This is a genomic window from Pseudomonas sp. CFBP 8770, from assembly GCF_014841705.1.
In the GTDB taxonomy this organism is placed as follows: Bacteria; Pseudomonadota; Gammaproteobacteria; order Pseudomonadales; family Pseudomonadaceae; genus Aquipseudomonas.
Genome location: NZ_JACYUL010000001.1, coordinates 977,726 through 991,469, shown reverse-complemented (window position 1 = coordinate 991,469; position 13,744 = coordinate 977,726). Strand labels below are relative to the sequence as shown.

Here is a 13,744-nt window from a genome sequence, read left to right as displayed (position 1 = left end):
TCCTTGGCGAGTGCAACGAGTAGTCAATGGACGATGCGCGGCGGCAGGGGTTCCGTGCCTGGGGCAGGCAAATCACGCTGGAATGTCAGCCGCCGTGCTGGTCGCTCGCGCCACACTCCGTTAGCATCGCGCATTTGCCAGGATCCGCGACCATGAAAATCGTCTCGTTCAACATCAACGGCTTGCGCGCCCGCCCCCATCAGCTGGCGGCGTTGATCGACAAGCACCAGCCGGATGTGATCGGCCTGCAGGAAACCAAGGTGTCGGATGAGCAGTTTCCGCAGGCCGAAATCGAGGCGCTGGGCTATCACGTGCACTTTCATGGGCAGAAGGGACATTACGGCGTAGCACTGCTGTCACGCGCCGCGCCGCTGAGTATCGACAAGGGCTTTGCCGGCGACGAAGACGACGCTCAACGTCGCTTCATCCGTGGCACTTTCGCCACTGCTCAGGGCCAGGTCATCACGGTGATGAACGGCTACTTCCCGCAGGGTGAAAGCCGCGATCACCCGACCAAATTTCCTGCCAAGCAACGCTTCTACAGCGACCTGCAGGGCTTGCTGGAAACCGGATTCAGCAATGATCAGCCATTGATCGTGATGGGCGATGTGAACATTTCGCCCCAGGATTGCGATATTGGTATCGGGGCGGACAACGCCAAGCGCTGGCTCAAGACGGGCAAGTGCAGCTTTTTGCCCGAAGAACGCGAGTGGATGCAACGGTTGCAGGACTGGGGCCTGGTCGACAGCTTCCGTCACCTGCACCCGGAGGTAGCCGACCGGTTTAGTTGGTTCGATTACCGCAGCCGCGGCTTCGAAGACCAGCCCAAGCGCGGCCTGCGCATCGATGTGATCCTGGCGTCCCGCGGGCTGCTGCAGCAAGTCCAGGCCGCGGGGATCGACTACGATCTGCGCGCCATGGAAAAACCTTCCGACCACGCGCCGATCTGGTTAGAGTTGGGGGGTGTGTAAAAAAAGTTTGCGTCGTATATCACAGAACTCTGACGCATACCTGTGGGAGCGGTCAGTGGCCGCGAAAAGAACGCCGCGGTTTGCCTGATGCATCGCAGCGTCCCTTTCGCGGCCACTGACCGCTCCCACAGGGTCTGGCAGAACGCAGAGGTTTGTGTTGAGGTAAGGCTTATTGCGCCTTGGCCTGCTGGTCAAGCTGGGCGCGAAGCTCCGGGGCCAGGTTCAGGGCGGCTGCCAACTGGTCGAGCCAGGCACGTTCGCCGGCATCCTGCTGACCCATGAGCATCACGCTGGCGAGGTACATCTCTGCCGCCATCGCCGGGCCATCGGCTGCACTGGCCAGCTCTTGCGCGTCCAGCGGCCGCGCCAATTCCGCGTCTAGCCACTGCTGCAACTGCGCGTCCTCGGCATGCTCGGTCAACTCGGCGCGGATCGCGGCTTCCTCCTGTGCATCCACGCGGCCATCGGCCTTCGCCGCGGCAATCAACGCACGCAGAATCGCGTGGCTGTGGCCTTCCACTTCGGAATCGGACAACTGATCGACAGTGCGCAACGCTTGCTGGGGTGCAGCAGCCTGCTGTTGCTGCCAGGCCTGATAAGCCTTGAAAGCCATCATTCCCAGCGACGCCAGTGCCGCGTACTTGCCCGAGCCGGAGCGACTGCCGCCACGTCCGCCCAGCAAACCGCCCAAGCCACCCAACAAACCGCCGAGTCCACCCAGCCCGGCGCCGCCCGATGTGCCGCGGCCGCCACCGAGCAGGCCGCCCAGCAGATCACCCAGACCACCCTGCCCTTTCGTGGCGCCAGGCTGGCTTGAGGCGCCAGGCTGGCCGGTCGAGGATTGCCCGCTGCGACCGCGCAGCAGTTGTTCAAGTAGATCACTGGTGTTCATGGAAAGGCTCTCTCTGTGTGGCGATGTGGAGTGCACTACCATAGATCATCGAGCGGCCGGGCGGGTTCAGCGCAACCTGTAGGCGGCGCCTTCAGAACCAGCGATCGTTACGCTTGCGACCGCGCGTCATCATCGGCAGGATCAGCCCAGCCAAGAGGCCAGCACCGGCAATGCTGCCGCCATAGATCATGTAGCTCATCATGACGTGCTTGTTTTCATCTCCCAATTTCGCCTGGGTACTGCGCAGCTCGGACTGGGCATCGCCGAGTTCGTCATTCAGGGCCTTGCTGCGCGCCTCCAGCTCGTCGATCAGCTTCTTGCGCGCATCGAGGGTTTCCTGCATGCCTTGCACTCGGTTCTTCCAGCTGTCGTCGATGGATTGCAGCTTGCCGCTCAGATCGGCGACCTGCTGGGTCAGCAGCGGAACGTGTTCGGCGGGACCGGGGGTGGGTTGCAGGTCGCTGCTGGGGATCCAGACACTGGAACCGCCTTCGCCGCGTACCTGGCTGTAGTCGCCCTGGGTGGAAAGCAATTCGACCTTCTGACCGGACTTCAAACTGCCGACGATGCGATAGCCATCGGTCGGGCCACTGCGCACGAAGGTACTCAGGTTGTCACTCACCCAGCGGCTGGTGCCAGGGGCTTCTTCGCCATGCGCAGGGCCTACGGTGAACAGGAGCCCGGCGAACAGGCCGGTGGCAACCAGGCGGGTGCGGCTGAATACGGTAGAAAGACGTTGAGATGAGGGCATGGCGATCTTCACATGAATAAGAAAAAAGGCCCCGATGAACGGACCATTCGATAGCGGGACAACAATGTCCCGTGGGCTGGGCCTGCACCGGTGGTGCCTGTCGCTACGACCGCTACGGGTGGCTACTACTTGCGAAGGAAGGCGATGAAAAGCTTCCCTGGGCCTATTGCCCGGCATGCCGTCGGTCCAAGCCGCCAGCTGAAAGACCACAAAAAGGTGGCAAGGTTCACAAAAAGACTGTGACTGGGAGCACGGCTCGAGCGTGTACTGGTGCTATGCCTCGCTCAATTGCACGGCAAAAAAACAGCCATGGGGCTCGCGACTGCTCAAGCTGACGCTCCAGCCTTGGTTGACACAAATGCGTTGCACCAGTGACAAGCCCAGACCGAGGCCCTCGCCGCGCTGCTCATCGCCACGCACGAATGGCTGAAACATGGCGTTGCGCTTTTCCTCCGGGATGCCAATGCCACTGTCTTCAACGTGGAACCCGGTTTCGGTCAGGGTGAGGCGCACGAATCCGGTGTCGGTGTAGTGCCAGGCGTTGCGCAGCAGGTTGCCCATTACCGAGTGCAGGAACGCATGGTTGTAGATCTCGCTCGACTGGTTGTCGACGACGTAGATGAATTCAAGGCCCTTGGCCTCGATCTGGCGACCCCAGATCTCGACCAGTTCGTCGGCGGTCCGGCGCAGGGTGGCGGAAGGGTTGCCTTGGCTGGCCGCATCGCGGTCGCGTGCCAGCAGCAGGAAGGTTTCGACCAGTTGGCTCATGCCGTCGGTGGCCCGGGCAATCCGCGCCACTTGGCGGTGCGAGCGCTCATCCAGCTCGGTGGCCAGCAGCAGGTCACAGGAACTGGCGAGGATCATCAACGGCGTGCGCAACTCATGGCTGACGTCGCTGGTGAACATCTGCTCGCGATTGAGCGCCGCGCGCAGCTTGCTCAGGGTTTCATCGAAAGAGCGCGCCAACTCGCCGACTTCATCGTCGGTGTAATCGGGCGACAGCGGCGGCGCCAGGCCAAGCATCTTGTCGCGATGGCGGACCTGACGGGCCAGCCGCACCACCGGCGCCATCACCCGACGGGCCAGCAATCCACCCAGCATGATCGCCAGGGCGATGCTCAACAGAAAGCCGGCGCCCACCACGATGAACAGCACATGGGCGCGCTGCTCCATGCCCTCCTGATCGCGTAGTAGTACGTATTGGCGCTTGTCGACCTGAGCGACCATGGCGTAGTAGGTACGTGGCCCGAGCGTGAGCTCCTGGAATCCGACCGGCAAGGTCTTGAGTTCGTTGGGCATGCTCAGGTCGCCGTCGCCACCCTCGATGTAGAACAGCTCGTCTTTTTCGGGGCGGTGGCGCCAGTCGTCGGCGTTGTCGACCAACAGCAAGCGATGCAGGTTGCCGCTCAAACTCATGGTCGTCAGTTTGCGCTCCACCAGATGCACAGTGGCAACGATGCCCACCGCAAACACCCCGGCGACGAAAGCGCTCATCAAGGCAAACACGATGACGATACGTCGACTCAGACTTTGCTTGAACTCCATACGGCTCCATTGGGTACTCGCACAGCACGCACCGGCTGCGCTAGGGCCGAGCATGATTATGGGAGACGCCTGAACAATCAAGCCTTGCCGGGGCTTTCATGATCATGAAGAAGCACCAGGACGCTGCCGGGCTTTTTCGCCGGCGCCCGTCAGTGGAATGAACGGACGCCTGGACGGTCCGGAATACGTGACTCGCAGGTCATAATTAAAATATGTAGTGCTGCTAAAAAAGCACTACATATTGATTGACGCAACCACTCGAGACTTGCATGATGAGGCCGTCTCCCTGATCGGGAACAGAGCGGAGTCGAAACGAACTCTGCTCGATGAGCCATCGAGCCACTCCGATGACATCCGCGTACCCGGCGGGCTGCTGGAACCTGAACGGCATGGCTTTCATGTAGTGATGGTTTCCGGCACTACACATCGAGCTCGAGCCAGTACTGACCTAGACGGACAACACGTGAAGCGTACCTGCCGACTCGTGTTGAGGACGACAACCTGACAGATCAAACAGAGCTCAAGGAGCGCACACATGAACCTGAACCAGCAACCTACCGTTGACCAACTTGCCCGTATCCTGGCAGCCGGCCGTGACACTCTCGACGACCACATTCTCTGGGTCTGCCAGCGTGGCGATGTGCACATCGACGCCCTGGCCAATGATGCCGACGGCGAGGATTTCGAGCGCAACCACCCTGAACTGCGCGCACGCATGCCGATCTACCGGCGTGGCAAAGGCTATGTCGGCAAGAAAGCGGCGGCCGATCGGCAGTTCGTCAACGATGTGTTCCAGACCCTCAATCGCGAATGGACCCTGGGCCAGGGTCAGGGCCAGGTACGTCGCATTGCCAGCTATTGCTGATTGCCCTCGTTGCACCCCGTGGGAGCGGTCTGTGGCCGCGAAACAGGCACCGCCCATTACCTGACGCACCGCGGTGCCCCGTTCGCGGCCAAGGACCGCTCCCACAGGTGATCTCCATATGCCCGTGGGAGCGGTCTGTGGCCGCGAAACAGGCACCGCCCATTACCTGACGCACCGCGGTGCCCCCTTCGCAGCCGATGACCGCTCCCACCGGGGATTTGACGTTGGGGGCGGGTTTATCCAAAGTAGCCGCCTCCTCTCGCTATCAGGATACGTTGCGTGACCCATTTCCGTTTCCCCTGGCGACGCCTGCTCGTCGGCGTCGTGCCAGCGTTGGCGCTGTTGTCGGCCTGCGACAACGACAAAAAGCCCGAGCAACCCACACCACCCGTCGCCACCTACGCACCCGCCACCTGGGACGACTTGCCCAAGGTCAGCGACAGTGACCTGCAGGCCGGCTTCATTGCCTGGCGCTCGGCCTGCCAGCGCCTGGCCAAGGACGCAACCTGGGGCTCGACCTGCGCCGCGGCGCAATCGGTGGAAACCTCCCCTGCAGCGATCCGCACCTTCCTCCAGGCACAACTGCAGGTCTTCGGCCTGCGCTCTGCAGAAAAAGGCGAACACGGCCTGATCACTGGCTACTACGAACCGGTCTATCCCGGCAGCCTCAAGGCAGACGCAGGGCATCCGGTGCCTGTGTACGGCGTGCCGGCAGACATGATCAGCGTGCAGTTGGACAGCCTCTACCCCGAACTCAAAGGCAAGCGCCTGCGCGGGCGACTCGACGGTCAGGTGCTGCGCCCCTATGACGATGCTGCCACCATCCAGCGTCAAGGCATCGACAGCGCGCCCGTGGTGGCGTGGATGCGCGACCCCATGGACCTGCAGTTCCTGCAGATCCAAGGTTCAGGTCGCTTGCAACTGGACAACGGTCCGCAACTGCGCGTCGGTTATGCCGATCAGAACGGCCACCCCTACCGCCCGGTTGGCCGCTGGCTGGTGGAGCAAGGCCTGCTGAAAAAAGAAGAAGTGAGCATGGGCCGCATCCGTGACTGGGCCGTGGCCAACCCCCAACGCGTCCCGGAATTGCTCGCCAGCAATCCGAGCTACGTGTTCTTCAGCCTGCGTCCGGACAGCACCGAGGGGCCGCGGGGCTCGCTGAACGTGCCACTTACTGCAGGCTACAGCGTGGCCATCGATCGCAAGGTGATCCCGCTGGGCAGCCTGTTGTGGCTCTCGACCACGCGCCCGGACGGCAGCCCGGTCGTACGCCCGGTCGCCGCGCAGGACACCGGTGGCGCCATCGCCGGCGAAGTACGTGCCGATCTGTTCTGGGGTACGGGAGCGGAAGCCGGCGAACTGGCCGGAAACATGAAGCAGGAAGGTCAGGTGTGGTTGCTGTGGCCCAAAGGTGCAGCGTTGCCAACGCCCTGAAGCAGATGGCGCCTCGAAAAACAGGGTGCCTGACCGTCAGGCCAGGCACCCTGCTCTCTCACGCCAGCAATTTCTCGATCTGTTGGTGCAGCGTGTCCAGGTCAAATGGCTTGGCCAGGATAGGCGCCTTGCGAGCGATCGGGCTGTTGGTTTCTTCTATCTCGGCCGGATAGCCACTGATGAAGATGACTTTGAGATCCGGTCGCAACAGCACAGCGGGTTCGGCGATCTTCACCCCGGAAATGCCGCCGGGCAAACGAAAGTCCGTGACCATAAGATCCAGGTGCGGCTTGGTCGCAAGAATCTCCAACGCCTGCTCGCCGTTTTCGGCCTGCAGAACGCGGTAGCCCAGGCCAGACAGGTAGTCTGCCAGTACCATCAATATCAACGGTTCGTCCTCTACGATGAGAACGACATCTTGTGCATCTACACTCATGGGGAAGCCTATGTGCTTATATGTTTCGCTGCCATTACGACCATGACCTGCGACAGAGGTTGCGTGTGATTGCGCTTATTCCTAAAGCGGCAGGCTGACGCGGAACGTTGCGCCGTCGCCCAGAGCGCTTTCGACTTCGATGCGCCCGCCATGAGCCGCCACGATCTGCTCGGAAATGAACAACCCCAAGCCCAGGCCCGCGACCACGTTGCTGCCCGACACCCGCTCGAACTGCTGAAAGATGCGCAGCTGGTTTTCCTTGCTGATGCCGATGCCGTGGTCCCGCACCTCCACGTGCGCCCAGCCGTTGTGCCCGTACACCGTGACCTCCACCGGACCTTTGCCGCCATAGCGCAAGGCATTGGAGATCAGGTTGCTGACCACCTGCTCGATACGGAACTCGTCCCAGATGCCCAGCACCGGTTCATCCGCCCGCAGGCTGATGGTGCAATCGGCCGCCGCCACCTGAGGCGCGAAACTGTCGACCAGATTGCGCACCAGTTGCGCCAGGTCGAACTGGGCAGGACGAATGGACAGCTTGCCGGTACGGATGCGCGACACATCGAGCATGTCCTCGATCAAGCGGATCAGGCTCTTGATCTGCCGCTCGTCGCGCTCGACCATCGCGCGCATCTTGTCGAGGGTGAAGGCGTCGGCGTTGTCGCGCGCCAGGTGGAGTTTGCGCAGTTGCGTTTCCAGGATCAGCCCATTGAGCGGGGTGCGCACCTCGTGGGAGACGATCGACATGAAGTCGTCGCGCATGCGCACGGCGTGCTCCAGTTCGCTCTGGGTCACTTGCAGGCGCTTGAGCAACACCTCCTGTTCCTGGCGCGAGCGCTCCAGCGCATCGAGCTGTTCCTTGAGGGTCTTGCGCTGGCGGTACAGGTCGACGAACACGCTGACCTTGCTCTTCACCGCCTGCATGTCCAGCGGCTTGTGCAGGAAATCCACCGCGCCGCTTTCGTAGCCCTTGAAAGCATAATTGAGTTCACGCCCGGCGGCGCTGACGAACACGATCGGGATGTTCTTGGTTTTCTCGGTGCTGCGCATGAGTTCGGCCAGCTCGAAGCCGTTCATGCCCGGCATCTGCACATCGAGAATGGCCATGGCGAATTCGTGCTGCAGCAGCAGCGACAGGGCTTCGTCGGCCGACAGTGCCTTGTGCACCTCACGGCCGGGGCTGGCGATCAACGCCTCCAGAGCCAGCAGGTTCTCCGGCAAGTCATCGACGATCAACAGTTTTGCTTGGACGTTGCTTAGCATGTGCTTCGTTCCAGCTCGGCAAGCAGACAGCCAATGCCGTGGAGTGAAAGAATGTGATCAGGCGCCTGCAGGCGAATGGCTGCCTGCGGCATGACCGCGACCCGCGCCTCGGCGGGGTCCTGGACGATGGTCAAGCCACCTTTGTGTTTGATGCTGGCCAGACCTCGTGCGCCATCTTCGTTGGCACCCGTCAGCAAGACCCCGATCAACCCGCTGCCATAGGCATCGGCGGCCGAATCGAACAGAAAATCGATGGCGGGACGCGAGTAATGCACCCGTTCCTCCTGGCTCAGCGACAAGCTGAAATCGCGCTCGACCGACAGGTGATAGCTGGGCCCGGCAATGTAGAACATACCGGGTTCGATCGGCTCCTTGTCGCGCGCCTGGCGCACCGGTCGATTCAAGCGCCGTTCGAACACTTCCGCCAGCTGGCTGTGACGTTCGTCCGGCAGGTGCAGCACGGTCAATACCGGCAGCTTGAAATCAATCGGCAACTGCCCGTACACCCCCAGCAATGCCTCGACGCCACCGGCCGATGCGCCCACCACCACCGCTCGGAAACGACTCATGACTTGCGATAGATCCGTTCGGGGCGCGTCAAGGTCTCGAAGCGCGAGCTGTAGGCCGAGAAATCCAGGGTTTCCTTGCTGCCGAGCATGAGAAAGCCGCGATGGCTCAGGGACTCGTGGAACAGCCCGAAGGCGCGGTCCTGCAGGCCCTTGTTGAAGTAGATGAGCACATTGCGGCAAGACACCAGCTGGGTCTCGGAGAACACGCTGTCGGTGGCCAGGCTGTGGTCGGCGAAGGTCACGTTCTCGCGCAGGCTGCTGTCGAAGATGGCGTTGCCGTAGGCCGCAGTGTAGTAGTCGGCGAACGAGCGGGTACCACCGGCACGCTGGTAGCTCTGGGTGTAGGCGCGCACGCTTTCCATGGAATAGATGCCTTGCTTGGCCTTTTCCAGGGACGTCGGGTTGATATCGGTGGCATAGATGATGGTGCGTTCGAGCAGACCTTCTTCGCGCAGCAGAATGGCCATGGAGTAGACTTCTTCGCCCGTGCTGCACCCGGCAATCCAGACCTTGAGCGATGGGTAGGTCTTGAGCAGCGGCACCACTTCACGGCGCAGTGCCAGAAAATGCTCGGGGTCACGAAACATCTCGCTCACCGGAATCGTCAGGTACTGCAGCAGCTCCATGAACGCCGTAGGCTCGTGCAGCACTCGAGCCTGCAGCGACGATACGCTGCTGCACTCCATCTGGCGCAGCGCGTGCAGGATGCGGCGTTTCACCGACGCACCCGAGTAATCGCGGAAATCGTAGCTGTAGGTGAGGTAGATCGCCTCGATCAGCAAACGGATCTCGATGTCGATATTGCGCTCGGAAGCTGGCTGTGACGGCTCGCCGGCCAGGGAATCACTCACTACATGCGCTCCAGTTGCGGCAACCAGACGCGGATCAGCGAAAACAGACGGTCCAGGTCGATGGGCTTGGCCAGATAATCGTTGGAACCGGCCTGCAGGCAGCGTTCCTGATCGTCCTTCATGGCCTTGGCAGTGACCGCGATGATCGGCAGCTTGCGCCAGCGCGGGTCCTTGCGGATCTCGCGGGTGGCCTCGTAGCCATCCATCTCGGGCATCATCACATCCATCAACACCAGATCGATGTCCTCGACCTGATTCAACTTGTCGATCGCCTCACGGCCATTACGGCCTACTTCAACGATAGCGCCCTTGTGCTCCAGGGCACTGGTCAGGGCGAAGATATTGCGCACGTCGTCGTCCACCACGAGGATCTTGCGGCCTTCGAAGACCTTGTCGCGGCTGCGGGCGGTTTTCAACATCTTCTGCCGCTCGTGGGACAACTGCGATTCGACTTTATGCAGAAACAGCGTGACTTCGTCGAGCAGACGCTCGGGCGAGCGCGCGCCCTTGATGATGATCGAGCGGGAGTACTTGAGCAGCTCGGCTTCTTCGTCGCGGGTCAGGTTGCGCCCGGTGTAGACGATCACCGGCGGGAACGCACGGATCTCCTCGTTGGACATGCGCTTGAGCAGGTCACCGCCGAGCATGTCAGGCAGTTTGAGGTCGATGATCATGCAGTCGTAGACGTTGTCGCGCAGCAGGTCGAGCGCCTCCTGGGCAAAGCCCACGGCAGTGATCTCGATGTCGTCGTCGCCGATCAGCAGGGAAATGCTCTCGCGCTGCAGGTCATCGTCTTCCACCAGCAGAATGCGCTTGAGCTTTTGCGTCAGCTTGGCTTCCAGGCGGCCGAAAACCTCCTTGAGTTCGTCCCGCGTGGTGGGCTTGACGGCATAGCCGATCGCGCCCATGTGCATGGCCGCCTCGACGCGGTCCTCGACCGAAATCACGTGCACGGGAATGTGCCGCGTGGTGGCCAGTTCCTTGAGGCGCTGCAGCACGGTCAGGCCAGAATGATCGGGCAGGCGCATGTCGAGCAGGATCGCATCGGGCACGAAGGTCGCCGCGAGGTCGAAGCCCTCATCGGCGCCGTGCGCCACCAGACAGTGGTAGTCCAACTCGTGCGCCAGGTCGTAGAGGATACGCGCGAAGTTAGGCTCATCCTCGACCACCAGAATGCAGCGCTTGGTGAACGGGCCTTTATCACGGTCGTCGGCGAAGCGTGCCACGGTCAGCGGCGCCTCGAGCACGGCTGGGGTGTTGGACACCGGCTGGGCGGCGATCACCATGGGCTGGGGCGCATGTCGCGGTGCTTCGATGATTTCTTCATAGCGCTGCGGCAACACCAGGGTAAACGTGCTGCCCTTGCCCAGCTCGCTGCTGACGGTGATGTAGCCGCCGAGCATGTTGGCCAGGTCGCGGGAAATCGACAGGCCCAGGCCAGTGCCGCCATAGCGTCGATTGGTGGTGCCGTCCGCCTGGCGGAAGGCCTCGAAGATGGCCTGCTGCTGGTCGACGGCAATACCGATGCCGGTGTCGCGAATCTGGAAGGCGATGCCTTGGTTGGCATGGCCGGACACCAACAGCTCGACACTGCCCTGCTCGGTGAATTTCAGCGCGTTGGCCAGCAGGTTCTTGAGAATCTGCTCCACGCGCTGGCGATCGGTGTAGAGCATCGCCGGTGCGTCGGGAAGAATCTGCACCGACAGTTCCAGGTGCTTCTGACCGGCCAGCGGCTCGAAGGTCATGCGCAGGCTGTCGACCAGCCGCGGCACGCTGCTGTTCTCCGGTCGCAGGTCGAGCTTGCCCGCCTCGACCTTGGAGATATCGAGAATGTCGTTGATCAGGTTGAGCAGATCGTTGCCCGCGGAGTAGATCGACTCGGCGAACTTGACCTGGTCGCTGGTCAGGTTTTCCTGGGGATTTTCCGCCAGCAGCTTGGCCAGGATCAACGAACTGTTGAGTGGCGTGCGCAACTCATGGGACATGTTGGCAAGGAATTCGGACTTGTAGCGGCTCGAACGCTGCAGCTCGTCGGCGCGTTCTTCGAGCTGTACCTGAGCCTGGTTCAGCTCCAGGTTCTTGCGATCCAGCGCATCGCGCTGCTGGCCCAGGGCATCGGTGCGCTCGGCCAACTGCTCGTTGGTCTGCTCGAGTTCCGCCTGCTGGGTTTCCAGGTATGCCTGGGACTCCTTGAGCACTCGCGACTGTTCTTCGAGCTCTTCGTTGGCCGTCTTCAACTCTTCCTGCTGCACCTGCAGTTCTTCGTTGAGCTGCTGGGTCTCGGCGAGCACTTCCTGCAGCCGCTGGCGGTAGCGAGCCGCTTCGATGGCGGTACCGATGTTGTCGGCCAGCAGTTCGACGATTTCCAGGTCGCGGTCGGTCAAGGGGCGCAGGAAGCCCAGCTCGACCACGGCGTTGATCTGGTCGTTGTCGCTGGTCGGGATGACCAGCACGCTGCGGGCCGCGCCCTCGCCCAGGCCCGAGCTCAAACGCAGGTAATCGGCCGGCACGTCGTCCAGGCGGATGACCCGGTTGCGCTGCACGGCCTGACCGGCAATGCCTTCGCCATTGATCAGCAACTGGTCCGTCACTTCACGCTCGCGAGAGAATCCGTACGAGGCGATACGGCGCAGGTTGCCGTGCTCTTCGCGGATGTACACCGCCGCAACCACCGAACCCAGGTACTGGGCGAAGAACTGCAGCATGTTGCGGCCCAGCATCTGCAGGGTCTGCTGGCCCAGCAACTGCTCGGCCAGCTGAGTCTGGCCGGTGCGCAGCCAGGCCTGGTCCTGCAAGCGCTTGGCACCCTTCTGCAGGGCAGCCAGGTTGCCGCCGTAGGAGGTCGACAGCTCGGTCATGTCGCGCCGGCCGAAATACGCCAGCAAGGCGCTGACCACCAGAACGAACAGCACATAAAGGCTGACCGATGCCCAGATGGTGCGCGACACGTTCTCGCTGCGTTCCACCCGCAGCTGCTGCTCCATGGCAATGAAGCCCTCGTATTCCTTGCGGATCGCGTCGGTCAGACGCTTGCCGCGGCCTGTCTGGACCACGCTGGAATAGTCACCGGTGGCGCGCTTGAGCGCAATCAGCTCGCCGCCATAGTCGAGCCAGTCCTTCTGCAGCGCCATGATGCGGGTCAGCCGATCGACCTGGCGCGGGTTGTCGGCCACCAGGGCCTGCAAGGCTGGCAACTCGGCGGCCAGGCGCGGCTTGGCCAGCTCATAGGGATCCAGATAGCCCTCGGCACCCGAGAGCAGGTACCCACGCATCCCGGTTTCCATGTCGATCGACAGCTTGGTCGCTTCGTTGGCGTTGTTGATGACCCGGTCGGTGTGCTCGACCCAATCGATCACCGACAACAGGTAAACGATGATCGCAATGAACACGGCCACGCTGAGCACGCCCACGCCCAGCGGCAAGCCGACGTTGCGACTGAGCAGGCGACGGAAGCTCTGCTCGTCGATCGAAGAGGGTTTGTTCATGTCCTTGGGCCCGGGTCCTGTAATCGAGGTCGGGGATTTTGCCGCAATTCAGTCAATTTGTTAGGTTTTTTCCGTATGCTTCGTAAGAATTTTCACATCTAAACGTGGGAATGGTCTCGTTTAATGCCTCAACAAGCATGACCTGACCCCGACCCATGCTTTATGATTGGCGCCCTGCTTCCCGGGTGCTCGTTGCCCTCGGGGCGTAACGTTATCTGCGACATGACGGCTCGGCGCCGTCTGCGCCCCTTGCCGACCAGGATCCGAACGATGTCCGATACCGCCAAAACCATTCTTGTCGTCGAAGACGATGCGATCGTCCGCATGCTGATCGTGGACGTGCTGGAGGAATTCGAGTTCAAGGTACTGGAAGCCGAGGACGGTCCTCAGGCGCTGACCTTCCTCAACGATTCGGCCGAGACTATCGACCTGATGATGACCGACATGGGCCTGCCCGGCATGGATGGCAAGGAGCTGGCCGTCGAGGCGCGCGCCTTGCGTCCCGAATTGCCGGTGCTGTTCGCCAGCGGCTACGCCGAAGCGCTGGACGTGCCGGCGGGCATGGCCATGATCGGCAAGCCGTTCTCCATCGACCAGTTGCGCGACAAGGTCAAGAGCATGCTGGCGGCCTGAAGCCGCGCCTGCCGCTACACCCCGGCGCGTAATCATGGCCTAATGCGCG

The 13,744-nt window shown here is 62.0% G+C and carries 12 protein-coding genes; 4 read left to right on the top strand and 8 right to left on the bottom strand.

Translation table 11 applies throughout. The annotated features are described in order from the left end of the window. Nucleotides 1-152 precede the first annotated feature (152 nt). A complete protein-coding gene (gene xthA / locus IFT98_RS04315; protein WP_192047175.1) occupies nucleotides 153-971 on the top strand; it encodes an exodeoxyribonuclease III in 819 nt (272 codons plus the stop codon). A gap of 169 nt (nucleotides 972-1,140) precedes the next feature. Here xthA and IFT98_RS04310 read toward each other — a convergent pair whose 3' ends face one another. From IFT98_RS04310 to IFT98_RS04300, 3 genes are all read right to left on the bottom strand, one after another. Then, on the bottom strand, nucleotides 1,141-1,863 hold the full coding sequence (locus IFT98_RS04310) for a DUF533 domain-containing protein (RefSeq protein ID WP_192047176.1): 723 nt from the start codon (nucleotides 1,861-1,863) through the stop codon (nucleotides 1,141-1,143). Between the two features lie 91 nt (nucleotides 1,864-1,954). Next, the gene (locus IFT98_RS04305; RefSeq protein WP_192047177.1) at nucleotides 1,955-2,614 is read right to left on the bottom strand and encodes a TIGR04211 family SH3 domain-containing protein; all 660 of its coding nucleotides are present in this window, start codon (nucleotides 2,612-2,614) and stop codon (nucleotides 1,955-1,957) included. 273 nt (nucleotides 2,615-2,887) lie between these two features. Next, nucleotides 2,888-4,159, bottom strand: a complete 1,272-nt coding sequence (locus tag IFT98_RS04300) for a sensor histidine kinase (protein WP_192047178.1) — start codon at nucleotides 4,157-4,159, stop codon at nucleotides 2,888-2,890. Nucleotides 4,160-4,694: 535 nt separating this feature from the next. Between IFT98_RS04300 and IFT98_RS04295 the strand changes: the two genes are divergently transcribed. Further along, nucleotides 4,695-5,024, top strand: coding sequence for a hypothetical protein (locus IFT98_RS04295; protein WP_192047179.1), 330 nt, complete (start codon nucleotides 4,695-4,697; stop codon nucleotides 5,022-5,024). A gap of 279 nt (nucleotides 5,025-5,303) precedes the next feature. Further along, a complete protein-coding gene (gene mltA, locus IFT98_RS04290; protein WP_342214124.1) occupies nucleotides 5,304-6,458 on the top strand; it encodes a murein transglycosylase A in 1,155 nt (384 codons plus the stop codon). Between the two features lie 58 nt (nucleotides 6,459-6,516). Here the strand turns inward: mltA and IFT98_RS04285 are convergent, their stop codons facing one another. From IFT98_RS04285 to IFT98_RS04265, 5 genes are all read right to left on the bottom strand, one after another. Further along, nucleotides 6,517-6,894 (bottom strand): response regulator, encoded by a 378-nt coding sequence (locus IFT98_RS04285; protein ID WP_122795756.1) that lies wholly within the window; start codon nucleotides 6,892-6,894, stop codon nucleotides 6,517-6,519. Nucleotides 6,895-6,975: 81 nt separating this feature from the next. Next, a complete protein-coding gene (locus tag IFT98_RS04280; RefSeq protein ID WP_192047180.1) occupies nucleotides 6,976-8,157 on the bottom strand; it encodes a hybrid sensor histidine kinase/response regulator in 1,182 nt (393 codons plus the stop codon). Then, on the bottom strand, nucleotides 8,151-8,726 hold the full coding sequence (locus IFT98_RS04275; RefSeq protein ID WP_192047181.1) for a chemotaxis protein CheB: 576 nt from the start codon (nucleotides 8,724-8,726) through the stop codon (nucleotides 8,151-8,153). The genes IFT98_RS04280 and IFT98_RS04275 overlap by 7 nt, the downstream gene beginning before the upstream one ends. Further along, entirely contained in the window at nucleotides 8,723-9,577 is an 855-nt protein-coding gene (locus IFT98_RS04270; protein ID WP_192151346.1) for a protein-glutamate O-methyltransferase CheR, read from the bottom strand. The genes IFT98_RS04275 and IFT98_RS04270 overlap by 4 nt, the downstream gene beginning before the upstream one ends. After that, complete coding sequence (locus tag IFT98_RS04265; RefSeq protein ID WP_192047182.1) at nucleotides 9,577-13,062, bottom strand: response regulator; 3,486 nt, start codon at nucleotides 13,060-13,062, stop codon at nucleotides 9,577-9,579. The genes IFT98_RS04270 and IFT98_RS04265 overlap by 1 nt, the downstream gene beginning before the upstream one ends. A 270-nt stretch (nucleotides 13,063-13,332) precedes the next feature. On the opposite strand from IFT98_RS04265, the gene IFT98_RS04260 reads away from it, so the two are divergent. Further along, nucleotides 13,333-13,695: a response regulator gene (locus tag IFT98_RS04260; protein ID WP_192047183.1), complete on the top strand. Its 363-nt coding sequence runs from the start codon at nucleotides 13,333-13,335 to the stop codon at nucleotides 13,693-13,695. Nucleotides 13,696-13,744: the final 49 nt, after the last annotated feature.